Source organism: Halomonas sp. TA22, assembly GCF_013009075.1.
GTDB lineage: Bacteria > Pseudomonadota > Gammaproteobacteria > Pseudomonadales > Halomonadaceae > TA22.
Genome location: NZ_CP053108.1, coordinates 2,117,713 through 2,140,145 on the forward strand (window position 1 = coordinate 2,117,713; position 22,433 = coordinate 2,140,145).

The window sequence follows — 22,433 nt, forward strand, 5'->3', positions numbered from 1 at the left end:
ACCGTTAATTAGAAAGCCGGCACGGTTTAGACTGCTTTTCGCCGTGCTTTGAAGCTTCTATATGCTTAGCGTATGGTCCTCGCCTTGTAAGTATTGCTCACCACACTTTTGCGTTTGGTGGCTGGACCGGTAAGTTGAGGAGCAAGGACGAAAGTGTTTTCCCATGACCATCGAGGTTCAACGCGCCATTCACCCCGCCCTGCAGTGCATCGTCAATGACTAAGTTCACACCACCAAGCAGTGGCAAAGGGTAACGCTTTACTCGCAGGTCGCCACGGTGTGCGAATAGCTCGGCCACCTTGGCTTCGGTAACTTGGTCCAGCAACCAGTTATAATGGTGTGGTTCGTAGGCAAAAACACATAGACTCAGTCTGTCTCCCTTATCACCAGCTCTGGCATGAGCGTAACCATGAAGTCTTTGGTGGTTGGTGGCGCTCATATTCTACCCTCCTGGTACAACGTGATCGATGGTATGACTTGATGTCGCGGCACCAGGAAAGAAGCCGTCTTTAGACGGCGAGTATGATGCCGGCGTACCCCGCCACCGCCCGCAGGACCGCAGCAGTACAAGGCCAACAGCTCTTGGGTCGCGAGCTCCACCACCTCAGCCCGGACATGCTCGACGGCTAGACGCAGCCGGACATCCTCACATAAGGCATTTAACGGTGGCTTATAATTCTGGCAGTCTCCACTAAACACGCTTGACACGCCGATCAGATCGAAACGTGAGCGAAGCCCATCAGGGCAACGCAAGGCCAGTCGTTCTCGCAGAGTATCCCGTGCCAAAGTGGCACGCGCTACGGCATTGGGCCCTGCATAGGAGATTTCAGCTTCTCCCTGATAGCCATCGAGAAAGCTAATGGTGGTTTTCAGATGCTCAGGTGCTGGTTTGCCACGAACGCCACTCACCGCTACCCGATCATGCCCTACCTGGCGCACCTCGACATGAGTCAGATCAAGCACGACATCCGGGGTCACATACGCGCTGGGGTCGTGGATTTCGTACAGCAACTGCTCTTTGACCGTTTGCTCTGTCACTAGTCCGCCCGTACCTGGGGGTTTAGTTACCACCAGGCCCCCATCTCGCTCTACCTCGACGATGGGATAGCCTAGCTGTGCCATGCCGGCTACATCCTTGACACCGGGATCGGCGAAGTAGCCGCCAGTGACCTGCGCCCCACACTCTATCAGGTGGCCTGCTAGGGTTCCTGCGGCCAGCCTATCCCAGTCATCTTCAGCCCAACCGTGATGATATCGAAGCGGTGCCAATGCTAGGGCTGGATCAGCCACTCGCCCGGTAATCACTACTTGAGCACGCTGGGCGAGGGCCTCCACGAGAGCATCAGAGCCCAGATAGACATTCGCGGCGACTACTTCATCTCGATTCGGTAACTCTCGTCTCTCTCCCTCCCAAGGCTGCCAGTCAAGAACGTGTATCTGTTCTCGAACATCATCTCCAAGAATTACCGCGATACGCGCATCGGAAATTCCTCCCCCTCCCCGGTTGACCAACTGAGATATGCGGCGTCGAGCAGCATCAGGATTTGCCGCGCCAAAATTACCCAGCACAGTTACGCCATGACGCAAGCATTCGCCAAGAATAGGTGAAAGGAATGCATCCAGCAGCGGCTCATCGCCGCTCTCTGGATCTCGCAAACGGGCCAGCTGGGCCGCGGCTAGCGTGCGCTCTCCAAGGGTCTCGAACATAAGCGCACGAGGCGCATCATAGCCTAGCAGCGCCTCCACCAAAGGCACGGCGGCATCGGTACGGTCACCGGAAAATCCAGCGCCACAGCCTACTACAACTGTCATGACGCATGCTCCCCGGTTGGAGGTGTCAGTCCCAAAAACGCCCTTGCCTGTGCGGCATCCATGAGAGGACGGCGACTTTCGACCTCAATCCTAGAGCGTGCCAGTTGCACCAGTTCCGCATTGTTCTCCACCCGCGTGCCATCCGGTCGCCACAAGTTATTCTCGAAGCCCACCCGAGCATGCCCGCCAAGACGAGCCGTCAATCCCATGCACTCCGTCTCCGTCGGGCCGAAGGCACATACCGCCCAGCGATCACTTGGGCTCAGTTGCTGCATAAATTCTGGTAAACGTTCAGGATTCGCCACCGGGGGAGTCTCGTAACGTCCCAGCACGAACAACAGGAAGGCACTCTCCAACGGCAGCACACCGTTATCACGGAGTCGATTAAAATCCACTAGATCCTCGGGAGAATATAAGATGTATTGAATGCTACAGCCGCTCGCCTGGAGGTGCCTGCAGAGCTCACCACTAGCCGCGATCTCTTTCGTTTCACCAAACAACTCGCGCAATGCAAGAGAGACGGCTTCCGGTTGAAGCTCTGCCATCATTTGCCGCTGGGCTTCGGGGCCATAACGCCCCGCGGCCTCGCTAGTCACCTGAAGCACCAACTCCTCACCTACAGACTCTTGGATCGCGGACAGCGCCTCCCGATACACTCCTACATCAAGCAGATGGCGCCCATCGGGCTCTCGGACGTGCAAATGCATCATTGCCGCACCGGCATCTCGACAGGCCACCGCATCCTTAGCCAAAGCCTCTGGCGTTAAAGGGATGGCAGGATGATCAGCATGGATTCGGCGTGCCCCGTTTGGAGCCACCGCAAGCAAGCAAGGGGTTGTCATGCTTTCACCTCTCGGGTGCCAGTGGCGACGCCCATCGACTGCTGCAGTATTACCAGCTGTGAATCCCGATTCGCAAAGAGCTCTGCTAATGACTGACCTTGGGTCGCCTGATCCACCCCATCCACTATTCTGGTTTTAAGCGCTTCATCCATGACAGGAACACCTAGGCTCGACCACCGATATTGTTGGCTGGGCCCGAGATGCTCCAAGTAGTGCTTTATGCCGCCTTGACCTCCGCCTAGATGATAAGTCAAGAAGGGCCCTTGGATTGCCCAGCGCATGCCTGGCCCCGCTGTCACTGCCTTGTCGATGTCTTCCACACTTGCCACCCCCTCCTGAAGCAAATACAGGGCTTCTCGCCAGAGCGCAGAGGACAGTCTATTGGCAATATGTCCCACCATTTCCTTGCGCATCACCACGGGTTGCTTGCCTATCCCGCGATAAAAGGCAATCAGATTTTCCACTACATCGGGGTCAGTGCCATATAGCTCCACCAGTGGTACTAGGTGGGGCGGGTTGAAAGGATGAGCGATGGCGATTCTCGAGGAAGCTGGCGCCCCAAGTGCGATATCGGAATGCTTAAGTGAGGAGGTGCTACTCACCACTAAGGCCGAGTCAGGTGCAAGGCGCTGTATCTCAGCAAGCAGCTCTCGCTTGAGTTCAGCAGACTCCGGGGCATTCTCCACCACTAGCTCAGCCTGTTCGACTGTATCAGCCAGAGTTTCACACACCTGAGGTTGACGCGGGTCTACGCCCAATGTGGCCATATCGGCCGCGACTAGATCCGAGAACGACGCCCGGACAGTTTCGTCCGGATCGAATGCACTGACCTTAAGTCCATGAGATAGAAAATAGGCGGCCCAGCTAATGCCAATAGTTCCGCAACCAATAACTGCGATATGCGTCATCGATACTTCCTGATATGTCATGTTGAAGCTCCCTGCAGCAGAGTTCGACGAGAGGCCTGCCAAGCCCAGGCATAGAGAGCGAATAACCCGATGACACCCGCCAGGCCCGGTACGGCCCCCGGCATTACTGCCAAAATACCGACGACAGACAGCATCGATGCATCTAACCAACGACGGCCAAACAGCCTGGCTCCCCCCAACACGCCGGCAAATGCCAGGACAAAGGCGAGCGCACGCAGTGCCGCCACCGTGATGTCCCAGATACCACCCATACCAATCAGCGCCGGGTAGGCAAGAATGAGGAAAGGAATGATGTAGGTCGTCGCCCCAAGCCGGACTGCATGACCTGCAACTTGCAGCCAGCCCGCTTGGGCAATGCCGGCAGCAACGAAAACGGCGATGCAAACCGGTGGAGTAATCACGGAGATCGTGGCGAAATAGAAAACAAACAGGTGTGCCACCAACGGCTCTACCCCCATGCGGGTCAGTGCCGGCGCCAAGACAGCAGCGACCAACACATAAGCCGCTGTGGTAGGGATCCCCATCCCCATGATCAAGCAGATCGCAGCGACGATAAGAGCCACCAGGAATAACTGCTCGCCAGCAACACTTACCACCAGCGTTGAAAGCGTCACCCCGATGCCCGTCAGGTTAAGCATGGCCACTAGAATCTGAGCACCTGCGAGAAGCACGCCAATGATCACCATTCCCTTTCCGGCATCCTCAAGGCCGGTCATCAGCATACGAAGCATTCGCTTGGGCGACATTCGGTCTAGGATGCCGAATGCCACGTAGCAGAGGAGCAGCAGTGAGATGCCTAGAAACGCGGCGTACTGAATCGAATATCCGTTGAGCACCCCACCAAACAAACCACCGAGGGCAGCGACAATAGGCACAATTCGCTTAAATTGAAGCACATCAGACCAACTCGGCAGTTCAGCTTCAGGCACCAGCGGTAGAGATCTGCGAAGGGCTACCAAATGTATGGTAAAGAACACCGCGATGTAGAACAGCACAGCGGGCAGCAGCGCGGCGAGAGCGATGGTCACATAGCTGATACCAAGTATCTCAGCCATGATAAAGGCGGCAGCCCCAAGTATCGGAGGGGCGATCTGGCCGCCTGTTGACGCCACCGACTCAACCCCGCCGGCGAAGGCCGGGGGATACTTCAGCCGCTTCATCATGGGAATAGTGAAGTTGCCCGTCGTGGCGACGTTGGCTACGGCACTGCCACTGACCATAGCGAACAGACTGGAGGCCACCGTAGCGATCTTGGCGGCGCCGCCCTGGCTGCGTCCTCCAATGCGCATGGAAAGATCAATGAAAGTCTGGCCACCCCCCGTGTGTAAAAGCAAGGAACCGAATAGGACGAAAGCCGCAATCGTTGTTGCCGCCACACCGAGCAGCATTCCCCAGATTCCTAAGTCGCCTAGGAATAAAGTCTCCGTGACGAACGCTGTATCAAACCCTCGGTGGCTCAGCGGCCCCGTTAGTCGATCACCAAACAGGGCATAGGCGATCCCCAGAGCTACCATCACCGGAAAAACCCAGCCAATCGCACGACGTGCAATTTCAAGAATGGTCACTACGAGAAAGCCGGCAAGCAGCATGTCCTGGGTCGTGGCCCAAGGCAGTGTGGTGAGGATGGCTTCAGCGTTGAAGGTGATATACAGACAGGCACCAATGGCGCCAGCTGCCAGCACCATATCAATGAAGATTCCGACAGGGCGCCAACGCTTGCCGGAACCGAGCGGGAAGCTGAAAAGGCCCAGCCCGATCACCAGCGCAAGAAACACGCTTCGATGAACCAAGCTATCGAACGGCCCTATTGCCGAAGTATAGAAGATGAAGCCTCCTAAGATCAGGGCGACCAGCATCAGGCATGTTTTGCGCATGGGACCGGGCTCCTTGCCGTTATTCCACCGGTTTCAGATGGTCGGGAATCTCGTAGCCCTGCTCTTCGAAGTAGCGAGCAGCTCCCGGGTGGAACGGCACGGTACCGCTTTGCAATGTCAGCTCGGCCAAGTCCACGTCAGCCATGTTGGCCAGTGCACTAATCTGCGGCTCGGGGTTCTCCATTACCGCCTTGACTATCGAATAGGCAGTTTCCTCGTCTAGATTGGGCGAAGAGTGCATGGCAAGTCCGAAACTCCAGGTTGTGTAGGCCGGGATGCCCTCGGCTGCCCCCGCAGGAATCTCCACTACTGAGATGTCCGGCATCTGCTCGCGAAGCTGGTCTGCCTGCTCATCGGTCAGTGACAGCACTTCGATCGGAGTAAATGTAGAGATATCAAGCGAAGAGCCATCGAGCTTATTGCCAACGCCGGACTTCACGTAGCCCCCCATGCGATTGTCTTTGACTCCGGCGATCACGTCCGTGGTAGAGCCACGTACATAGTTCGGGGTGATACCCAGAGTTTCCATCACAGAAATAGTGGTCGCCTCAGTGGCCGAGCCAGTAATACCGGGGTTGAGCCGCACTCCTTCTAGTTCAGCCATGGACGACACATTAGCATCCTGGCGCATCACCACATTCTGTGGTGCGGCCGAGTAGACCCACAGCAGACGGTTATCGACTGGCCGACCATCAAATTCATCATCACCTGCATAGGCGTGGTACCCCACGTTTGTAGTGACAAGGCCCATATCGACTTGGCCACGCAGGATGCGGCGCAGGTTATCAACGGTTGCGCCCGTCTCGACTATGGACGCGCGGACTCCATCGACCTTTTGATTGATAATTTGGCCGACTGCGACGAAATAGCCGTATTGGCTGGAAGAAGTGGAAGTAGAACCGATCAGTAGTTGCTCTTCAGCCTGGGCAGAACCGACCATCAGGCTGGCACTGAGCATAGCGGCCAGCAGCGGCGTCTTGAATGAAGGCATGGCGTTGCTCTCTCTGGTTTTATAATTGGCGTTCTTAATACGAGTATCGAATGACACTACCCAGCATGGGAAAGCCTGCTAGTATTTGTCTAATATAATTATACGAACGAGACTTTTGCTTTTCTTATGCAACCTACCATCCGCCAGCTGAAGGCTTTCGTGGCTATTATTGAATACGGAAGTTTCGTCGAGGCATCTGAGCGCCTTCACCTTTCCCAGCCTGCCCTGAGCATTGCCATTCGCAAACTCGAGGAGTCGGTCGGTGGCGTGCTGTTAAACCGCTCACCTAGGGGAGTGCAGCTGACATCGGAGGGACGCTTCTTTCTACCCATGGCGAGGCGATTGATTGGTGACTGGGAGGAAGCGCTTGGAGACTTGGGAGAGCTGTTCAATAAGCAGCGCGGTAAGGTTACTCTGGCCGCCTTGCCGACTCTGGCAGCTGGCTTCCTACCTGCCGTACTGGCTGATTACCGATACCGGTACCCGAACATAGCAATCAGCGTGCATGACGTATTGGCCAGTCAAGTGGATGAGCTGGTCAGCGACCGGCGAGCAGACATTGGCTTTTCGGTCCGCCCATCGAGAACGGAAGCTACTACTTTCGAGCCCCTAGTCGACGATCTTTTTGTCGCCGTGTGTCCTCATGACCACCCTCTGCTGGCGGCAGAGACAGTCCGGTGGGAAGATCTACTTACATATCCAATCATTGCCGTAAGCCGACTATCGAGTACGCGGCAGGCAATTGAAGAAGTCCTTCAAAATCTGAATAAAGAGATGAATCTGATGTGTGAGGTCAGCCAGATCGGCACGGCTGGGAGAATGGTCGCAGCCGGGCTTGGCGTTGCCGCCCTGCCCTCGCTGAGCTTCAGACAAATTTCATCAGAAGGAATAGATTGGCGGCCTCTGTCAGACCCGCACGTACCACGCACTCTTGGTATCATCACACCGGCACGAACGCCCCTATCCGCAGCAGCTACGGCTATGCTGGAAGTTGTCCGTGAACATGCCTCATCAATGGGTCCTTTGTAAGTCAACACCTATCTTCTGCTGGCCACAGTGGCCAAACCTACCTCGGAACGGGTAATCTTAACAACACCCTGATCATCGCCGGCTCCAACCGCGTTAAAGTCCAAGCCGAGGCCGAAGGCCTCGCAGAGATATTCCGCAAGGCGGGCGCTAGCTGGGGTAAAGCAGTTGTTCAATGTGTGTGGCCATGAACGGTGATAGCGTCGGCCCAAGTAAGCGCTACGCCTCCAGCAACCTCAACTTCCCGACCTAGTTAGAATTGCCAAAGTGCAGGTGCGTATAGCGTCCACTTTGAAGCCCAAGATTTATACGACCCGATTTTCTTCGGCTCAGTCAAAAAGAATGATCTGACGTACGGCCTTTCCAGCAGCCAGTTTCTCAAAGCCATCATTTATTTGGTCCAGAGTGAGGGTATCACTAAGCAATTTATCCACAGGAAGTCTTCCCTGACGGAACAGGGCGATGTAGCGGGAGACATCGCGAATGGGCAAGCAGCTGTCCTTCAGGGTGCGTTTCTTCCGCCACCAGATTAACCTGCTGGATAGCCACTTTCTTGTCGGGATGCGGCAAGCCACCGGTCACCGTGATCCCACCCCGGCGGGTAACCAGATAGGCAAGCTCGAGCGCTTTTTCGGAGCCGGCCATCTCGATGGCGCAATCGACACCGCCGTTGGTGGCTGCCTTGATCTTGTCGACGCAGCCCTCTTCGCCGCTACTGAAGACATGGGTGGCACCCAGTTTCTTGGCCAGCGCCAGCTTGTCGTCGTCCAGGTCGATGGCGAGCACTTCCGTTGCTCCTGCCACTAGGGCCCCGAGCATGCTGTTAAGCCCAACACCTCCCAGGCCGACGACAGCGACCGTCTGACCAGCCTTGATATCTGCCGAGTTGATCGCTGCACCGACTCCGGTCAGCACCGCGCAGCCGAACAGGGCGGCATGGTGTAGAGGGAGTTCGGCATCGACCTTGACTAGGGAGTTGCGTGACAGCACGGCATACTCGGCAAAGGCGGAGACACCGATATGGTAGTGCACGTCCGTCCCGTCCTGCCGGTGCAGTCGGCGTGCGCCGCTGATCAGAGTGCCGGCGTTGTTGGCTACGGCGGCGGGCTCGCACAGTGCCGGCCGTCCCTCGGCGCAAGGGGCACAATGGCCACAGCTGGGAACGAAGACGGTAACCACGTGATCGCCTTCCTCAAGGTCGTGTACACCTTCGCCTACCGCTTTCACGATGCCGGCAGCTTCGTGGCCCAACACCATGGGAGTGGGCCGAGGTAGGTTGCCATCCATGACGGAGAGGTCGGAATGGCACAGGCCGGCCGCCTTTATTTTATCGCTTAAAGTGAAATAGCTCTCTTTGTTATTTTAACTTCTGGCCATCTTCCAGCTCTGTATCTCCTTTCGTAGCCGTCGTCATTGCAGCTATGGTGATTTGGCAGTCCTAACACCACGGAGATACACCATGACCTTCGACCAGGCCACCGCCGACGAACTCATCGACATTGTACGCCGCGCGGCGAAGGCCGAGATCCTGCCGCGCTTTCGCAATCTCGATGCCGATACCATTGAGACCAAGAGCGGGCCGCAGGACCTGGTGACGATCGCCGACAAGGGCGCTGAGGCGATGATCCAGCGCGAGGTCCTTGAGCGCTTTCCCGAGGCGACGGTGATTGGCGAGGAGGCGGTGGCCGACAATCCGGCGCTATTGACGAGAATTGCCGAGGCGGAGATGGCAGTGATCGTCGACCCGGTGGATGGCACTTGGAACTTCGCCCGCAATCTTACCCAGTTCGGGGTGATCCTGGCCGCCGCCAGTCGCGGCGAAACCGTTTTCGGGCTGCTGTACGATCCGGTGATGGACGACTGGATCGTCGCCCGGCGCGGGTGTGGTGCCTTCTACATGCGCCCGGATGGCACCGAGCGACGCCTTGAGGTTTCCGCGACCCGCCCGCTGGACGAGATGACAGGATTTACCTCGCTGCGTCATTTCCCCCGCGAGCTGCAGTCCCCACTTGCCGCCACCTTCCCGGGCTTCTCGCGCATGATGACCATCGGCTGTGCCTGCCACGAGTACCGCACGCTGGCGAGCGGCTTCGCCGACTTCACGCTGGCCGGCGCCGTGATGCCCTGGGACCATGCCGCGGGCGTGCTGGTGCATCAGGAGGCCGGAGGTCACGCGGCGCTGCTCAATGGACGCGCCTACCGCCCCACGATCCACCAGGGTCCGCTGCTGGTTGCAAGCAGCGAGGAGAGTTGGGAGCGGCTTTGCGAGCGATTCGCTTTTTTGCTCTGAGCACCGCATTTAGCCGACCCTTTATGGTGCACGACTCCCTCAATGCGCGATAACGAGGCGTACACGCTACTTTTAGGCCTCGTGATTGACATGGCGCTGGAATACTAAGTGGTTGAATGGGAAATTAATTCCAAAAAATAAAAATTCTTAGGCATGACTATTGCCTGTATAGATCTCCGTTAGACAAGTTGGCACCGAATAATTATTAATACGTACAATTAATTATAAACCCCTAAGAAAAACAAAGCCTTGAAAAGGAGACAACGACATCATGACCATGACTGACAAGGTGTTCTGCGGTTTATCCATGCTCGCTCTGAGCACCACGGTGGCCAGCGCCGAGGAGGTCACCATTCAGGCCATCAGCGGCAGCCTAGGCGGCGTGCCGCTGATGATCATGGAGAGCGAGGGGCTGGATGAGAAGCACGGCTTCCAAGGCAACTTCGAATTCCTGCCATCTAGCGGCGCCTTCCAGGCCTTTCTGCTCGGCGAGGCGGACATCTCCATGGACGAGGACATCCTCGGTGTCGCCATCGCCCGCAGCGAGGGCTTCAATGTCTCCGCCTTCTACCCGGTGGGCAACCTCTATCTGGGCATCGTGGTGCCCGGCGACTCTCCCCACCGGACGCCTGAGGACCTGCGCGGGGCGCGGGTCGGCCACTTCGGCGCCGACTCCGGTACCACCACCTTCATTCGTATGATCGTGCAGGAAATCTACGGCTTCGACGTGATGGACGAGTACGACTTCACTCAGGTCGGCCCGGCGGCTCTGGTGCGTCTTCTGGAGGCCGGCGACGTGGACGCCATCTTCAACTTCGAGTCCTACGTCAGCGAGGCAATCCACGCCACCGACGGTCGCTATCTGTTGCAGGCCCATCAGGACTACAGCGGGCACACCGGCGGTTTCGCGCCCTGGATTACCAACATGGTGGCCCACACCGATTGGCTGCAAGAGAACGCCGAGCTGGCCTACGCCATCCGCAACGCCTACGAGGAAGCGGTGCAGCTGATGGAAGAGTCCGACTACGAGATCCTGCGCAAGGATTACGTCCGCGCGGGGCTCGGCATTACCAGCGACGAGGTGCTCGACGTGCTGATCGACAACGCCCGCAACTACGGCTACTTCACCACCGACTGGTCGGCGGAGAAGATCGAAGCCGCCTACGACTTCCTCGACACCCTCGCCGAGGACGGCACTCTGATCAGCGAGGTGCCCGACGGCGTGATGATCACCTTGGAAGACGACATCGCCCCGCGCCCCTGAGCCACACCTGAGGAGTCAGAGTCATGCAATCGCGCACTCATCTGGGCTGGTCGCTCACGGCCGTGGCACTGCTGTTCCCGGCCTGGTGGATCGCCGCCGGCTCGGCGAACTTCATCGAGAGCCCCCTCACCGTGCTCCAGGCACTGCCCGGCTTTCTGGCCAGTGGCCACACCTGGTCCAACATCGGCATTACTCTTTACCGGGTGGCGGTCGGGCTCGGCTGCGGGGTGCTGCTCGGCATCCTAGCAGCGCTGGCCATGAACCATAACCGTCTGGCCGAGGAGGTGATCGGCGTCTACGTCACGGTGGCGCTGCGCACCCCCAGCGCCATCGTCGCCATCATCGCCTTGGCGATCTTCAAGCGCAGCGAGCTGGGCTATATCTTCGTGGTCGCCACGGTCACCTTCCCGTTCATGGCGCTGGGCCTGCGCGAGGGTCTGAAGAGCGCCGACCGAGACCTGATCGAGTTGTCGAAGATCTACCGCTTCGGCGTGCAGCGGCACGTGCGCCACGTGCTGCTGCCCTTCATCGCCCCGTTCATCTTCAGCGCCCTGCGCAACGCCCACGCCCTGGCCTGGAAGGTGATCGTCGTCGCCGAGATCTACGGCGCCGCCCGCCATGGCTTCGGCGCCCAATTCGACCACGCCTGGGACTACATGATCATGATCGAGGTGCACCTGTGGCTGTTGGTGTTCATGGCCCTGGTGCTGCTGGTGGAGTACGGCGTGCTACGCCGCCTCGAACGCGCCGTCTTCAAGTGGCGCAACGCCTGAGCCTAGACCTATAGGGAGAACCGAACCATGCAGCGCACCGCAAAACCCGTGCTCAAGGTGGCGAAACTTTCCGTCGCCTACAACGGCAGCCCGGCCATCTCGCGGCTCGACTTCGAGATCCACAAGGGCGAGTTCGTCGCCATCCTCGGCCCCTCGGGCTGCGGCAAGTCGAGCATGCTCAACGTCATCAGCGGCCTGCTAGAACCCAGCGGTGGCGAGGTGATGGTGGACGACCTGCCGCTCTACGATCCCGGCCGCCGCGCGCCCAAGCTGGGCTATGTGTTCCAGTCTCACCGCCTGCTGCCATGGCGCACGGTGAAGCAGAACCTGGAGCTGGCGCTGTCAGCCTCCGACGTGCCCCGGGAGCGCTGGGAGCGCAACATCGACGAGATGCTCGACATCCTGCACATCCGCCAGTTCAAGGATGCCTGGCCGCTCAATCTCTCCGGTGGCCAGCGCCAGCGGGTGTCGATTGCCCGGGCGATCTTGGTGGAGCCCTCCTATATCCTGATGGACGAGCCGCTCTCCACCCTCGACGAGGTAACCGCACGTAGCCTGCGCCAGGAGCTCGCCGGCATCTCGGCACGTACCGGCACCACCATCGTCTTCGTCACTCACTCGATCCGCGAGGCGGTCTATCTCGCCGACCGCATCATCATCCTCACCCGCGGCCCCTCCACGGTGTTCGAGGACTACCGCGTGCCTTTGGCGCGCCCCCGGGCCTACGACGATCCACGCATCGGCGAGGTGGAGCGCGACATCATTGACCGGGTGCAGGCACCTTGGGGGATGCAGTCGCCCGCCGGGGAGGTGGCCTGATGCTCAGCGCCACGCAAAAGCTCGCAAGTCATGGCACGCTCATGCAGCGCCTGGGGCGCCAGCGCGGGCGGCTGAGCCGCCTGGCCGGCATTTTCATCGCCGCGGCCAGCCTGCTGATCCTGTGGCAGTGGCTCTCCATCGCCATCCGCCCCTGGGTGCCGAGCCCGCTGGCGACCTGGGGCGCGATGCTCGGCAACTTGCAATCGCCGCGCTTCTACGACCACCTGTGGCTGACCCTGGGTCGGGTGTTGGCGGCCTTCGCCGCAGCGACGCTGATCGGCTCGGCGCTGGGCATCCTGATCGGCCTCAACCGCAAGGCGGAGGCGTTCTTCCAACCGCTGCTGGCGCTGGCCCTGGCGGTGCCGGACCCGGTCTACATTATCTTCGCCAGCGTGCAGGCCCGCGACACCGGCCTGGACGAGATGGTGAAGATCTACCGCATCCCGCCACGCAGGGCCTTTTGGGAGAGCCTGATACCGCAACTGGTGCCGGCGCTGCTCACCGCCGCGCGCTTCTCCTTCGCCCTCTCCTGGAAACTGGTGGTAGTGGTAGAGTCCATCGGACAGCCCAACGGCATCGGTGCGGCGGTGTTCAATGCCTTCCGTCTGCTGCAGATGCGCGAGGTACTGGCCATCGCCATCCTGTTCATTCTGCTGATGCAGTTGATCGAACATGGCGTACTCAAACAGGTCGAGAAGCGGCTGCTGCGCTGGCGGCGTTGAGCGGATGGACACCCGAGCCTTGCCTGGCAATAATTAAATTTACGTATAATTAATTAACAGCGAAAAGAGAACAACGGAGATACCACAGTGCGCCCATTGAAAATCGGCATCATCGGCGGCGGCATCGGCGGAGCGGCCCTGGCCACCAGCCTGCGCCGCAACGGCTTCGAAGTGGCGCTGTTCGAGCGCGCCCCCGCCTTCGGCGAGGTCGGCGCCGGGGTCCAGATGACTCCCAACGCCGTCAAGGTGATCAAGGCCCTCGGCCTGCTCGACGAGATGCTCAAGGTCGGCTTCCTGCCCGAGGCGGTGGTGGGCCGCAACTGGAAGAGCGCCCGGGAGAACTTCCGCATTCCGCTCAAGGGAGAGTTCGAGGCGTTCTATCAGTCGCCCTTCGTGCACATCCATCGCGCCGATCTGCTGGCACTGTTCACCGACACCCTGCCGGAGGGCATCACCCACTTCGACAAGCAGTGCACGGCGGTGCGCCACACCGGGAGCGGCGCGGTGGCGGAGTTCGCCGACGGCACCACCTTCGAGGCGGACCTGATCGTCGGCGCCGACGGCGTGCGCTCGGTGGTGCGCGGCGAGCTGTTCGGCCCGGAAGATCCTTCCTACACCGGTCACATGTGCTACCGCTCCACCGTGCCGGTGGCGGGCGTGGTGGACTACGTCGCCCCGGAATCCTCCTTCTGGCTCGGCCCCAACAGTCATGTGGTCACCTACTACGTGAAGGGCGGCAAGCAGGTGAACATCGTCGCCGTCTGCGAATCCGAGGCCTGGGTGGAGGAGAGCTGGAACGCGCGCAGCTCGCGAGAGGAGCTGCTCGCCTCCTTCGAGGGCTGGCACCCCAACATCCGCAAGCTCTTCTCCCAGGTGGGCGAGGTCTACCGCTGGGGCCTGTTCGACCGTGACCCGATGGCGCAATGGTCGAAAGGCCATGTCACCCTGCTTGGCGACGCCGCCCACCCCATGCTGCCGTTTCTCTCCCAGGGCGCGGCCATGGCCATCGAGGATGGCTACGTACTGGCCGCCGCCCTCAAGCAACATGCCCAGGACATCCCCGCCGCCCTGGCCGCCTACGAGCAGGAGCGCCGCCCGCGCACCAGCCGGGTGCAACTGGAGGCCCGCGAGCGCGGCCGCACCTATCACCTGCCCTCGCAGCTGGCGCAGCTAAGACGCGACTTGGAGTACAAGCTGCGCAGCATCTTCCGGCCCCGCACCACCGGCATCAAGGCGGACTGGGTCTACGAATACGACGCACGCAAGTTCGCCGGACAGTGAGGCCAGACCATGACACGAAACAACAGACCCTATCGCATCGGTCAGATCGTACCTAGTTCCAACGTTACCATGGAGACCGAGATCCCGACGCTACTGCGGGCTCGCGAAAGCGTGGGCGAGGAACGCTTCACCTTTCACTCTTCGCGCATGCGCATGCAGCACGTCACGCTATCAGGTGCTTACTGAGGACAGATCATGACGGCAGACAATAAGGACAATCAGGTCCGCGGATACAATGTCCACGCCAACGGTATCCGACAGCACCTGATCCACCATCCCGGCCCAGGTCCGCAGATGCTGCTCATTCCCGGGATTACATCGCCTGCCATCACTTGGGGCTTCGTCGCCGAACGGCTGGCCGAGCACTTCGACGTGCACGTGCTCGACGTGCGCGGCCGGGGTCTGAGCGAAGCAGGCGATCTGGACTATTCGCTCGATACGATGGCCGCCGACGCGCTGATGGTGATTGCAGCGGCCGGACTCGAATTGCCGATCGTGCTCGGGCATTCGATGGGCGCACGCACGGCGATCCGGGCGGCGCAGATAAATTCCGCACCGATCGGGCAGCTGGTGCTGGTCGACCCACCAGTATCGGGGCCGGGACGGCGCGCTTATCCTTCGCCCTGGAGTTGGTACGAAGACTCGATCCGGCTGGCCGAGAGGGGCTGTTCGGGTGAGGAAATGCGCAAGTTCTGCCCGACTTGGAGCGACGAACAGAACGCCCTGCGTGCCGAGTGGCTGCATACCTGTCAACTTGATGCGATCCGTACCGCCTACGATGGCTTCCACAGCGACGACATCCATGCCGACCTGCCCAAGATCACGCTACCGATCCGCCTAGTCGTTGCCGGTGGCGCTCCGGTGATTGAGCCCAAGGACGTAGCGGAAATCCAGACGCTGGCACCGCAAACCGAGATTCGGACCGTCGAAGGGGCCGGTCACATGATCCCATGGGACGACCTCGAAGGCTTCCTCGACGCAGTCATGGACCTGGAGCCCCATTGAACCCTGGCTTTGCAGACAAGCCTAGCGGCACTTGACCAAAAACAATGAGGAACTACCAATGGATCAAGCAAGCTTTACCGAGATCTGCCTGCATCAATTGAAAATGTCCGGCGTACATGAGAGTGAGAAGCTCGTCGTGCTAACGCAGGGCAACGAGAGGCTCGATTACGCCGACGCCTTCATGGCGGCGGGCCAACGCCTGGGCGCCAACATGTACCACATGCGGCTGCCAGCGCCGCTACCCAGCGGCGGTTGGAAAGTCGGCGTCACCGGACTGGCGGCGTTGCCCGAGGCGGTCGAGGCGCTGAAGCAATGTGACATGCTTATCGACTGTATCTTCCTGCTGTTCTCGCCGGAGCAGTTCGCGATTCAGGAAGCGGGCACGCGGATTCTCACCGCGGTCGAACCGCCCGAACTGCTGGCACGCATGCTGCCTTACCCCGAACTGCGCGAGAAGGTCGAGATCGGCGCTGAACTCCTGTCGCAGGCCAAGACTATGCGGATCACTTCACCGCACGGCACGGACGTGACCTATAAGCTCAATACCTATCCCACCATCGCCGAATACGCCTGTACTGACACGCCCGGGCGCTGGGACCACTGGCCCTCGGGCTTCGTCTTTACTGGCGGCGACGATGACGGCGTGGACGGCCAGATCGTTGTAGCACCGGGCGATATTCTGCTGCCCCAGAACATGTACGTGCGCGAGCCGATCACCTACACCATCGAAAAAGGCTGGATCACTGACATTCGCGGTGGTCTCGATTCGGAGCTGGTGAAATCTTATATGGACGCCTTCAACGATGAACGTGGCAAGGGCATGAGCCATGTCGGCTGGGGCATGAATCCGCAGGCCAAGTGGCACGGCATGACGCCCGGCGCCTTTCCCGGCGGCATGGGCATGGAGCCGCGCAGTTTCTACGGCAATGTGATGTTCTCGACCGGTCCCAATAACGAGCTGGGCGGGTCGAACGATACCCCTTGCCATCTCGATATTCCAATGCGTAATTGCTCACTTTTCCTCGATGATGAGCCGATCGTGATCGATGGCGATATCGTCGTCAAAGAGATGCAGATGGCACGGGCCTAATTCCCTGGGGCCGATCCGCTCGTTTCTCTTGGATCGCCCGTCTTTTTTTAAGGGGTATCAGATGTCGCAAGAAAAGATCTATAGCGCCGCAGGTTTCGGCTCCCCAGTCCCGCGCGGGAGCCGACCGGCGATCATTGTGGTGGATTTTACCTATGGGTTCACCGACACGCAGTACCCGACTGCCACTAATATGCATGCTCAGATCACCGCGACGCGTATGCTGAGTGATGCGGCGCGTGCGAAGGGTTTTCCAGTGATCTATACCACCATCTCTTATCATCCCGATGAGCTGGACAAACTGCCCTGGCTGAAAAAGGCTACCGGCATGGCCGCGCTAGTCGAGGGCATGCGTCTGGTCGAGGTGGATGCGTCCACCGGTATTCAGCCTGAAGATATGATCGTGACAAAAAAAGGCGCTTCGGCTTTTTTTGGAACCTCACTCGCCGCGTTGCTGACCGGAGCCAAGGTCGATACATTGATCGTGACCGGCGCCACCACCTCGGGCTGCGTACGCGCTACCGTGGTCGACGCGGTCCAATCCGGCTTCAACGTTCTGGTGCCGCACGACTGCTGCGCCGATCGGGCCACGCCACCGCACGAGGCCAATCTCTACGACATGCATCAGAAATACGCCGACGTGACAGATGCCGATGATCTTCTCGCTTGGCTACGTTCGCTCGTGGACCAATCCGCTCCAGTCGAGCACAGCGGAGAGACTTCGGCATGAGCCATTTTCCCAAATGGCCGCACGTTTGCGCGGTAACGGTGTTATCCGATCTGCAGTGGTCCTCGAGCGACTGTACCAATGGAAATCCACTACCTGGTGGCGATATTGGGCTCAACCATCCTTGGTCCACTGATGATGCGTTTCGACCCAACTCTAGAGATCCTGTGCCACCTGGCTGACCGAGAAGCGGGTCGGCCGGTAGAATACTGGTGGCTGGTCGCGTGACCAGCGGCTATGTACACGCCAGCGTAGTTGATGCCATGCCTTATGGCTTCTATAAGATCTTATTATCAGAAAGCGCCTGACAGCCGACCATTTAACTTCTAACACAGAGTATTCACGTGCCTACTACAGCCAAGAAAAAACGGCCAGGACGGCCAGCGGGGCAGACTCAACTTCGCGAACAGATCCTCGACGCAGCGGAGGTGCTGTTTGCCGAACAAGGTTATGCCGGTGCTTCCTTGCGTCATGTTGCACAAGCAGTCGACGCCACAACCGCACTAATTACTTATTATTTTAATTCTAAGGAAAACCTTTTTCGCGAAGTTTTCATGCGCAAGGGCTGCGAAGTTGCCGATGCACGAATGGAAGCTCTCAAGCTTCTTCAGGCATCTAGCCGCATCCCCACCGTCGATGAGCTAGTCAGAGCTTTTCTGTCTCCGTCGATTCAACTGAGGAAAACCAATCAAGGTCGTGCCTTTCTTCGTCTGCATTCTCGGTTGCACATGGAACCGGAACAATTTTCTTTCGAACTTCGACGTCAGGTCTACGACAAATCTACCCATGCTTATGCAAAAGCATTCCAACAAGCTTTGCCGGAATTAGATGAAATCATTGTTATGAAGAGAATGTCTTTTATTATCGGAGCGTATCTCTATGCGTTTTCTGATACGAATCGAATGGATGAGTTGATCCCCAATATCAGCAAATCCAAGAGTATCGATATCGAATTAAATGAAATAGTCCAATTTGCAACAGCAGGTATGCTTGGGGCAACCCGCTTAGGCTCTGAAGGGGATGAGTAGAGTTAACCTTAATTGCATATGTAACGAGGCATACCATCCATGCTTCGTTATAGCCGACAATGGCCCGGCAATGAAAAAGCGTGAAGAAGCCAAGCCCAAGCGAGCCTCACGGGTGGCAACAGCACTCAACACAGCCGCATGCCCAGCAGCAACATGCCGGCATCCGCCATCTGCCACCCCCACCACGCCAGCGCCAATGCACCGGCAGTGAGCGTGGCGGCGGCCAGCCGAACGAGACGCGCCTGGCTCATGCCTGCACCTCAGTGGGCGTGGGGCGCGTGACCGGCGTTTCGCGGATGTACCAGTGCAACGCGGCGGCCACCAGCGAGAGCAGGATGGCGATCTTCCACACCACATCGTAGTTGCCGGTCAGGTCGTAGAGCCAGCCGCCCATCCACACCCCCATGAACGAGCCGAGCTGGTGGAACAGGAACACGATGCCGCCCAGCATCGACAGGTGACGCACGCCGAATACCACCGCCACAATGCCGTTGGTGAGCGGCACGGTGGAGAGCCACAGCAGCCCCATGGCGATGCCGAACATATAGGCACTGGTCGGGCTCAGCGGTACCACGAGAAAGGCGGTGATCACCACCCCGCGGATCAGATAGAGCCAGCTCAACAAGCGCGGCTTGGAGTAGAGCCCGCCTAACCAGCCCGCGGTGTAGGTGCCGAAGATGTTGAACAGCCCCACCAGCGCCAGCACGGTGCTGCCCACTTGAAGGGCAAGGCCATTGTCGACGAGATAGCCCGGCAGGTGCACGCCGATGAACACCACCTGGAAACCGCACACGAAGAACCCCAGGCAGAGCAGCCAGAAGCCGCGGTGGCCGGCGGCCTCGTTCAACGCCGCCGAAAGTGAAAGGTCGCTACCCAAGCGCGGCGAGGGACGGTCGCGCAGCAGCATGCCAAGCGGCAAAATCAAGGCAGCAAGCGCCCCCATCGCCAGCAGTGCGCCCGCCCACCCAAGCCACCCCATCAGGCCCAGGGTGCCAGGCAGCATGGCAAATTGGCCAAAGGAGCCCGCGGCACTGACGATGCCCATCGCCAGGCTGCGTTTCTCGGGAGTCACGGCGCGCCCCACGGCGCCAAGGATCACCGAAAAGGTGGTGCCCGAGAGCCCCAGGCCGATCAGCAACCCTGCGCTCAGTGACATGCCCAGCGCCGTTTCCGAAAGTCCCATGAAGCAGAGTCCCAGGGCGTAGAGCAGCCCGCCGACCACCACCACCCGAGCCGCCCCCAGGCGGTCGGCGAGTGCCCCGGTAAACGGCTGGGCAAGCCCCCAGATCAGGTTCTGCAGAGCCAGAGCGAAGGCGAACACCCCGCGCCCCCAGCCAAGCTCGCTGCTCATGGGCTCCATGAACAGCCCGAACCCGTGCCGTAGCCCCATGGCCAGCGAGATGACGAGGCTGCCGACGATGACCAGCAGCAGCGAGTGGCGACGAAGGGCGTCCATGAAGGGGGGACCTATGGGTAGAGGAGTCGATCAATGTCGCATGCTGCGTGGCAATTGCCTATCCCCCGCAACGCCTGCCGGCCGCTAAAGGCCGGCAAGGTTCTTTATACTTTCGTCGCAGCCTGCGATCATGCGCATTCGACAAGCGGCCGAACGTTCAGGCCGCGCCAGGAGAGCCAGCATGCAGGTCACCCAACACCCCCCTCGCGGCGCCGTTGCCCGCCACCCTCGCCTGGCCGAGTTCGCCCTGGCGCTGGGCGGCTTCGGCATCGGTACCAGCGAATTCGTCATCATGGGGCTGATGAACCGTGTCGCCACCGACCTTGCCGTCAGCGTGCCCCAGGTCGGCTACGCGATCAGCAGCTACGCGCTGGGCGTGGTGGTCGGCGCACCGCTGATCTCAGCGCTGGCCGCCCGAGTGCCCAAGCGCCTGCTGTTGATCGTGCTGATGCTGGTATTTGCCGTGGGCAACATCGCCAGTGCCATGGCGCCCGGCTTCTGGTCCTTCGTCGGCCTGCGCTTTCTGGCCGGTCTGCCGCATGGCGCCTACTTCGGCGTCGCCGCACTTGCCGCCGCCGGGGCGGTGCCCATCACCGAACGTGCCCGGGCGGTGGCCAGGGTGATGATGGGCCTCACCGTGGCGATCTTGATCGGCGCGCCGCTGGGTACCTGGGCCGGCAACCTGCTGGGCTGGCAGGTCGCCTTCGGCGGGGTGGGCGGTATCGCCCTGGTCACCGCGCTGCTGATCCGGCTATGGGTGCCGATCCAGCCGTTCGACCCGCTGGCGAGCCCCTTGCGGGAGCTGTCGGCGCTGGTCAAGCAGCGCGTGCTGATCACCGCGGCGATCGCCTGCGTCGGTTGCGGTGGCATGTTCGCGATCTTCAGCTACGTGATGCCGACCCTGACCCAGCAGGCCGGCATGAGCGAGGCGCTGGGTCCGCTGGTACTGGTGATCTTCGGTATCGGCTCGATCATCGGCAACCTGGCCGGGGCGCGGCTGGCCGACAGGAACCTGATGCGCGCGATCCCGACGATTCTGCTGTGGTGCGTGGTCATTCAGGGCGCGTTCTACTTCGCCGCCAACAACGTCTGGTCGGGACTGCTGTTCGTCGGTCTGGTGGGCACCAGCATGGCCCTGGCGCCCTCCCTGCAGACCCGGCTGATGGATGTCGCGGAAGACGCCCAGACCATGGCCGCCTCGCTCAATCATGCCGCCTTCAACGGTGCCAATGCGCTGGGTGCCTGGCTTGCGGGTCTTGCCGTTCAGTTCGGCTTCGTGTGGTCGACGACCGGGCTGGTGGGAGCCGCACTTGGGGTGTGCGGCCTGGTGATCTTCGCCGCGGGACGCTGGCTTGAGCGCCGCGACGAGGCGCGCACGCACGCCACCTGCTCCCAGCAAGGCTGAACGACGCTCGGCAACGTCGCATGACGTCCGGCGGGCCGCTATACTGCCTCGCTTTCCCTGCATCCTGCGCGCGGCGTTTCGCGCACGGCCCGTCCATCGACGACGGGCAGATGCGACCCGGAGTTCGACATGACCCAAGGCACCCTTTTCATCGTTTCCGCCCCCTCCGGCGCTGGCAAGACCAGCCTGGTGCGGGCGCTGCTCGAACGCCTCGACGGCATCCAGGTATCGGTATCGCACACCACGCGGCCGATGCGCCCCGGCGAGGTCGACGGCACCAACTACCACTTCGTCGATGTGGCCCAGTTCGAGGCGATGATCGAACGTGGCGACTTCTTCGAGCATGCGCGGGTCTTCGACAACCACTACGGCACCTCGCGGCCGGCCGTGCAGGCGCTGCTGGCCGCCGGCCAGGACGTGATCCTCGAAATCGACTGGCAGGGCGCACGCCAGGTGCGCGAACAGGTCCCAGAAGCGGTCTCGGTGTTCATCCTACCGCCATCGCTCAAGACGCTGCGCGAACGACTCTCGGGACGCGGCACCGATGCCAACGAAGTGATCGAGCGGCGCATGCACGAAGCGGTCAACGAGATGTCCCACTACGACGAGTATGATCACGTCGTCATCAATGACGACTTTCAGACCGCCCTGATCGACCTGGAGAGTCTGGTTCGTGCCAGCCGCAACCGGCTGTCGCGCATGAGGCAAGGGCACGCCGTCCTGCTGGAGTCGCTCTTGTCAGGCAACGAGCCGGTCGAGTAGACTCTTCTGTCCCCTGCAGCATCGAACTGGCCACCAAGGCCCGTTCTTCGCCATTTCGCTCCATCTCATATTCAGGTATTCGCTCATGGCACGAGTTACCGTCGAAGATTGTCTTGAAAACGTCGAGAATCGTTTCAAGCTGGTGATGATCTCCACCCAGCGTGCCCGTCAGCTGGCTCGCGGCTCCCGCGACGCTCAACTGCCTTGGGAAAACGATAAGCCCACCGTCATGGCGCTGCGCGAAATCGCCGCCGGCAAGGTCGACGAGAGCGTCCTCGACGAGCCGATCGAAGCACCGGTGCGCATTCGTCGCGAGCCCGAGATGAGCGACGAGTAACAC

Annotated in this window: 23 protein-coding genes and 1 pseudogene; 15 read left to right on the top strand and 9 right to left on the bottom strand. The window is 60.0% G+C overall.

Annotation, left to right across the window (positions count from 1 at the left end; all coding sequences use genetic code 11):
- Positions 1-97: 97 nt before the first annotated feature.
- The 6 genes from HJD22_RS09870 to HJD22_RS09895 are packed head-to-tail and all read right to left on the bottom strand — an operon-like array spanning position 98 to position 6,448.
- Positions 98-439 carry a hypothetical protein gene (locus HJD22_RS09870; protein ID WP_208655404.1) on the bottom strand — a complete coding sequence of 114 codons (342 nt, stop codon included), beginning with the start codon at positions 437-439 and terminating at the stop codon, positions 98-100.
- The gene (locus tag HJD22_RS09875; protein ID WP_208655403.1) at positions 436-1,812 is read right to left on the bottom strand and encodes an acyclic terpene utilization AtuA family protein; all 1,377 of its coding nucleotides are present in this window, start codon (positions 1,810-1,812) and stop codon (positions 436-438) included. The genes HJD22_RS09870 and HJD22_RS09875 overlap by 4 nt, the downstream gene beginning before the upstream one ends.
- Positions 1,809-2,654 carry a 3-keto-5-aminohexanoate cleavage protein gene (locus HJD22_RS09880; RefSeq protein WP_208655402.1) on the bottom strand — a complete coding sequence of 282 codons (846 nt, stop codon included), beginning with the start codon at positions 2,652-2,654 and terminating at the stop codon, positions 1,809-1,811. Before HJD22_RS09880 ends, HJD22_RS09875 begins: the two co-directional genes overlap by 4 nt.
- Positions 2,651-3,583, bottom strand: a complete 933-nt coding sequence (locus HJD22_RS09885) for a 3-hydroxyacyl-CoA dehydrogenase NAD-binding domain-containing protein (protein ID WP_217267747.1) — start codon at positions 3,581-3,583, stop codon at positions 2,651-2,653. Before HJD22_RS09885 ends, HJD22_RS09880 begins: the two co-directional genes overlap by 4 nt.
- Positions 3,580-5,457 carry a TRAP transporter fused permease subunit gene (locus tag HJD22_RS09890; protein WP_208655401.1) on the bottom strand — a complete coding sequence of 626 codons (1,878 nt, stop codon included), beginning with the start codon at positions 5,455-5,457 and terminating at the stop codon, positions 3,580-3,582. Before HJD22_RS09890 ends, HJD22_RS09885 begins: the two co-directional genes overlap by 4 nt.
- A gap of 19 nt (positions 5,458-5,476) precedes the next feature.
- The gene (locus tag HJD22_RS09895) at positions 5,477-6,448 is read right to left on the bottom strand and encodes a TAXI family TRAP transporter solute-binding subunit (RefSeq protein ID WP_208655400.1); all 972 of its coding nucleotides are present in this window, start codon (positions 6,446-6,448) and stop codon (positions 5,477-5,479) included.
- A 126-nt stretch (positions 6,449-6,574) separates the two neighbouring features.
- Here HJD22_RS09895 and HJD22_RS09900 point away from each other — a divergent pair, with 126 nt between their 5' ends.
- On the top strand, positions 6,575-7,477 hold the full coding sequence (locus tag HJD22_RS09900) for a LysR family transcriptional regulator (RefSeq protein ID WP_208655399.1): 903 nt from the start codon (positions 6,575-6,577) through the stop codon (positions 7,475-7,477).
- Positions 7,478-7,900: 423 nt separating this feature from the next.
- On the opposite strand, the gene HJD22_RS09905 is transcribed toward HJD22_RS09900, so the two are convergent.
- Positions 7,901-8,800 (bottom strand): alcohol dehydrogenase catalytic domain-containing protein, encoded by a 900-nt coding sequence (locus tag HJD22_RS09905; RefSeq protein ID WP_302051030.1) that lies wholly within the window; start codon positions 8,798-8,800, stop codon positions 7,901-7,903.
- A gap of 133 nt (positions 8,801-8,933) precedes the next feature.
- Between HJD22_RS09905 and HJD22_RS09910 the strand changes: the two genes are divergently transcribed.
- The 11 genes and pseudogenes from HJD22_RS09910 to HJD22_RS09960 all read left to right on the top strand — a co-directional run bounded on the left by HJD22_RS09910 (position 8,934) and on the right by HJD22_RS09960 (position 18,470).
- Positions 8,934-9,764 (top strand): inositol monophosphatase, encoded by an 831-nt coding sequence (locus HJD22_RS09910; protein WP_208655398.1) that lies wholly within the window; start codon positions 8,934-8,936, stop codon positions 9,762-9,764.
- 271 nt (positions 9,765-10,035) lie between these two features.
- Positions 10,036-11,028, top strand: coding sequence for an ABC transporter substrate-binding protein (locus HJD22_RS09915; RefSeq protein ID WP_208655397.1), 993 nt, complete (start codon positions 10,036-10,038; stop codon positions 11,026-11,028).
- A 23-nt stretch (positions 11,029-11,051) separates the two neighbouring features.
- On the top strand, positions 11,052-11,801 hold the full coding sequence (locus HJD22_RS09920) for an ABC transporter permease (RefSeq protein ID WP_208655396.1): 750 nt from the start codon (positions 11,052-11,054) through the stop codon (positions 11,799-11,801).
- A gap of 27 nt (positions 11,802-11,828) precedes the next feature.
- On the top strand, positions 11,829-12,620 hold the full coding sequence (locus tag HJD22_RS09925) for an ABC transporter ATP-binding protein (protein ID WP_208655395.1): 792 nt from the start codon (positions 11,829-11,831) through the stop codon (positions 12,618-12,620).
- Positions 12,620-13,342 carry an ABC transporter permease gene (locus tag HJD22_RS09930; RefSeq protein WP_208655394.1) on the top strand — a complete coding sequence of 241 codons (723 nt, stop codon included), beginning with the start codon at positions 12,620-12,622 and terminating at the stop codon, positions 13,340-13,342. The genes HJD22_RS09925 and HJD22_RS09930 overlap by 1 nt, the downstream gene beginning before the upstream one ends.
- A gap of 87 nt (positions 13,343-13,429) precedes the next feature.
- Positions 13,430-14,623, top strand: coding sequence for an FAD-dependent monooxygenase (locus HJD22_RS09935; RefSeq protein WP_217267749.1), 1,194 nt, complete (start codon positions 13,430-13,432; stop codon positions 14,621-14,623).
- Between the two features lie 9 nt (positions 14,624-14,632).
- Positions 14,633-14,791, top strand: a pseudogene (locus tag HJD22_RS17835) (Asp/Glu racemase); the annotation flags it as partial.
- 27 nt (positions 14,792-14,818) lie between these two features.
- Positions 14,819-15,628, top strand: coding sequence for an alpha/beta fold hydrolase (locus HJD22_RS09945; protein ID WP_208655393.1), 810 nt, complete (start codon positions 14,819-14,821; stop codon positions 15,626-15,628).
- Positions 15,629-15,686: 58 nt separating this feature from the next.
- Positions 15,687-16,718: a leucyl aminopeptidase gene (locus HJD22_RS09950; RefSeq protein ID WP_208655392.1), complete on the top strand. Its 1,032-nt coding sequence runs from the start codon at positions 15,687-15,689 to the stop codon at positions 16,716-16,718.
- A 61-nt stretch (positions 16,719-16,779) separates the two neighbouring features.
- Entirely contained in the window at positions 16,780-17,445 is a 666-nt protein-coding gene (locus HJD22_RS09955) for an isochorismatase family protein (RefSeq protein ID WP_208655391.1), read from the top strand.
- Positions 17,446-17,786: 341 nt separating this feature from the next.
- The gene (locus tag HJD22_RS09960; protein WP_217267750.1) at positions 17,787-18,470 is read left to right on the top strand and encodes a TetR/AcrR family transcriptional regulator; all 684 of its coding nucleotides are present in this window, start codon (positions 17,787-17,789) and stop codon (positions 18,468-18,470) included.
- Between the two features lie 125 nt (positions 18,471-18,595).
- Here HJD22_RS09960 and HJD22_RS17985 read toward each other — a convergent pair whose 3' ends face one another.
- Positions 18,596-18,721 carry a hypothetical protein gene (locus HJD22_RS17985; RefSeq protein WP_283101627.1) on the bottom strand — a complete coding sequence of 42 codons (126 nt, stop codon included), beginning with the start codon at positions 18,719-18,721 and terminating at the stop codon, positions 18,596-18,598.
- A complete protein-coding gene (locus HJD22_RS09965) occupies positions 18,718-19,926 on the bottom strand; it encodes an MFS transporter (protein WP_208655390.1) in 1,209 nt (402 codons plus the stop codon). The genes HJD22_RS17985 and HJD22_RS09965 overlap by 4 nt, the downstream gene beginning before the upstream one ends.
- 181 nt (positions 19,927-20,107) lie before the next feature.
- Between HJD22_RS09965 and HJD22_RS09970 the strand changes: the two genes are divergently transcribed.
- The 3 genes from HJD22_RS09970 (at position 20,108) to rpoZ (ending at position 22,430) form a co-directional block, all read left to right on the top strand.
- Positions 20,108-21,331, top strand: coding sequence for an MFS transporter (locus tag HJD22_RS09970; RefSeq protein WP_208655389.1), 1,224 nt, complete (start codon positions 20,108-20,110; stop codon positions 21,329-21,331).
- Between the two features lie 129 nt (positions 21,332-21,460).
- Complete coding sequence (gene gmk, locus HJD22_RS09975; RefSeq protein WP_208655388.1) at positions 21,461-22,093, top strand: guanylate kinase; 633 nt, start codon at positions 21,461-21,463, stop codon at positions 22,091-22,093.
- A gap of 85 nt (positions 22,094-22,178) precedes the next feature.
- Positions 22,179-22,430 (top strand): DNA-directed RNA polymerase subunit omega, encoded by a 252-nt coding sequence (gene rpoZ, locus HJD22_RS09980; RefSeq protein ID WP_208655387.1) that lies wholly within the window; start codon positions 22,179-22,181, stop codon positions 22,428-22,430.
- Positions 22,431-22,433 lie beyond the last annotated feature (3 nt).

What these genes read in the sequence shown, in the direction of transcription:
- HJD22_RS17985 (WP_283101627.1), bottom strand. Translation starts at nt 18,721, where the DNA reads ATGAGCCAGGCGCGTCTCGTTCGGCTGGCCGCCGCCACGCTCACTGCC.
- HJD22_RS09965 (WP_208655390.1), bottom strand. Translation starts at nt 19,926, where the DNA reads ATGGACGCCCTTCGTCGCCACTCGCTGCTGCTGGTCATCGTCGGCAGC.
- HJD22_RS09955 (WP_208655391.1), top strand. Translation starts at nt 16,780, where the DNA reads ATGTCGCAAGAAAAGATCTATAGCGCCGCAGGTTTCGGCTCCCCAGTC.
- HJD22_RS09950 (WP_208655392.1), top strand. Translation starts at nt 15,687, where the DNA reads ATGGATCAAGCAAGCTTTACCGAGATCTGCCTGCATCAATTGAAAATG.
- HJD22_RS09910 (WP_208655398.1), top strand. Translation starts at nt 8,934, where the DNA reads ATGACCTTCGACCAGGCCACCGCCGACGAACTCATCGACATTGTACGC.
- HJD22_RS09915 (WP_208655397.1), top strand. Translation starts at nt 10,036, where the DNA reads ATGACCATGACTGACAAGGTGTTCTGCGGTTTATCCATGCTCGCTCTG.
- rpoZ (WP_208655387.1), top strand. Translation starts at nt 22,179, where the DNA reads ATGGCACGAGTTACCGTCGAAGATTGTCTTGAAAACGTCGAGAATCGT.
- HJD22_RS09875 (WP_208655403.1), bottom strand. Translation starts at nt 1,812, where the DNA reads ATGACAGTTGTAGTAGGCTGTGGCGCTGGATTTTCCGGTGACCGTACC.
- HJD22_RS09900 (WP_208655399.1), top strand. Translation starts at nt 6,575, where the DNA reads ATGCAACCTACCATCCGCCAGCTGAAGGCTTTCGTGGCTATTATTGAA.
- HJD22_RS09890 (WP_208655401.1), bottom strand. Translation starts at nt 5,457, where the DNA reads ATGCGCAAAACATGCCTGATGCTGGTCGCCCTGATCTTAGGAGGCTTC.
- HJD22_RS09880 (WP_208655402.1), bottom strand. Translation starts at nt 2,654, where the DNA reads ATGACAACCCCTTGCTTGCTTGCGGTGGCTCCAAACGGGGCACGCCGA.
- HJD22_RS09945 (WP_208655393.1), top strand. Translation starts at nt 14,819, where the DNA reads ATGACGGCAGACAATAAGGACAATCAGGTCCGCGGATACAATGTCCAC.
- HJD22_RS09925 (WP_208655395.1), top strand. Translation starts at nt 11,829, where the DNA reads ATGCAGCGCACCGCAAAACCCGTGCTCAAGGTGGCGAAACTTTCCGTC.
- HJD22_RS09895 (WP_208655400.1), bottom strand. Translation starts at nt 6,448, where the DNA reads ATGCCTTCATTCAAGACGCCGCTGCTGGCCGCTATGCTCAGTGCCAGC.
- HJD22_RS09870 (WP_208655404.1), bottom strand. Translation starts at nt 439, where the DNA reads ATGAGCGCCACCAACCACCAAAGACTTCATGGTTACGCTCATGCCAGA.
- gmk (WP_208655388.1), top strand. Translation starts at nt 21,461, where the DNA reads ATGACCCAAGGCACCCTTTTCATCGTTTCCGCCCCCTCCGGCGCTGGC.
- HJD22_RS09970 (WP_208655389.1), top strand. Translation starts at nt 20,108, where the DNA reads ATGCAGGTCACCCAACACCCCCCTCGCGGCGCCGTTGCCCGCCACCCT.
- HJD22_RS09930 (WP_208655394.1), top strand. Translation starts at nt 12,620, where the DNA reads ATGCTCAGCGCCACGCAAAAGCTCGCAAGTCATGGCACGCTCATGCAG.
- HJD22_RS09920 (WP_208655396.1), top strand. Translation starts at nt 11,052, where the DNA reads ATGCAATCGCGCACTCATCTGGGCTGGTCGCTCACGGCCGTGGCACTG.
- HJD22_RS09885 (WP_217267747.1), bottom strand. Translation starts at nt 3,583, where the DNA reads ATGACATATCAGGAAGTATCGATGACGCATATCGCAGTTATTGGTTGC.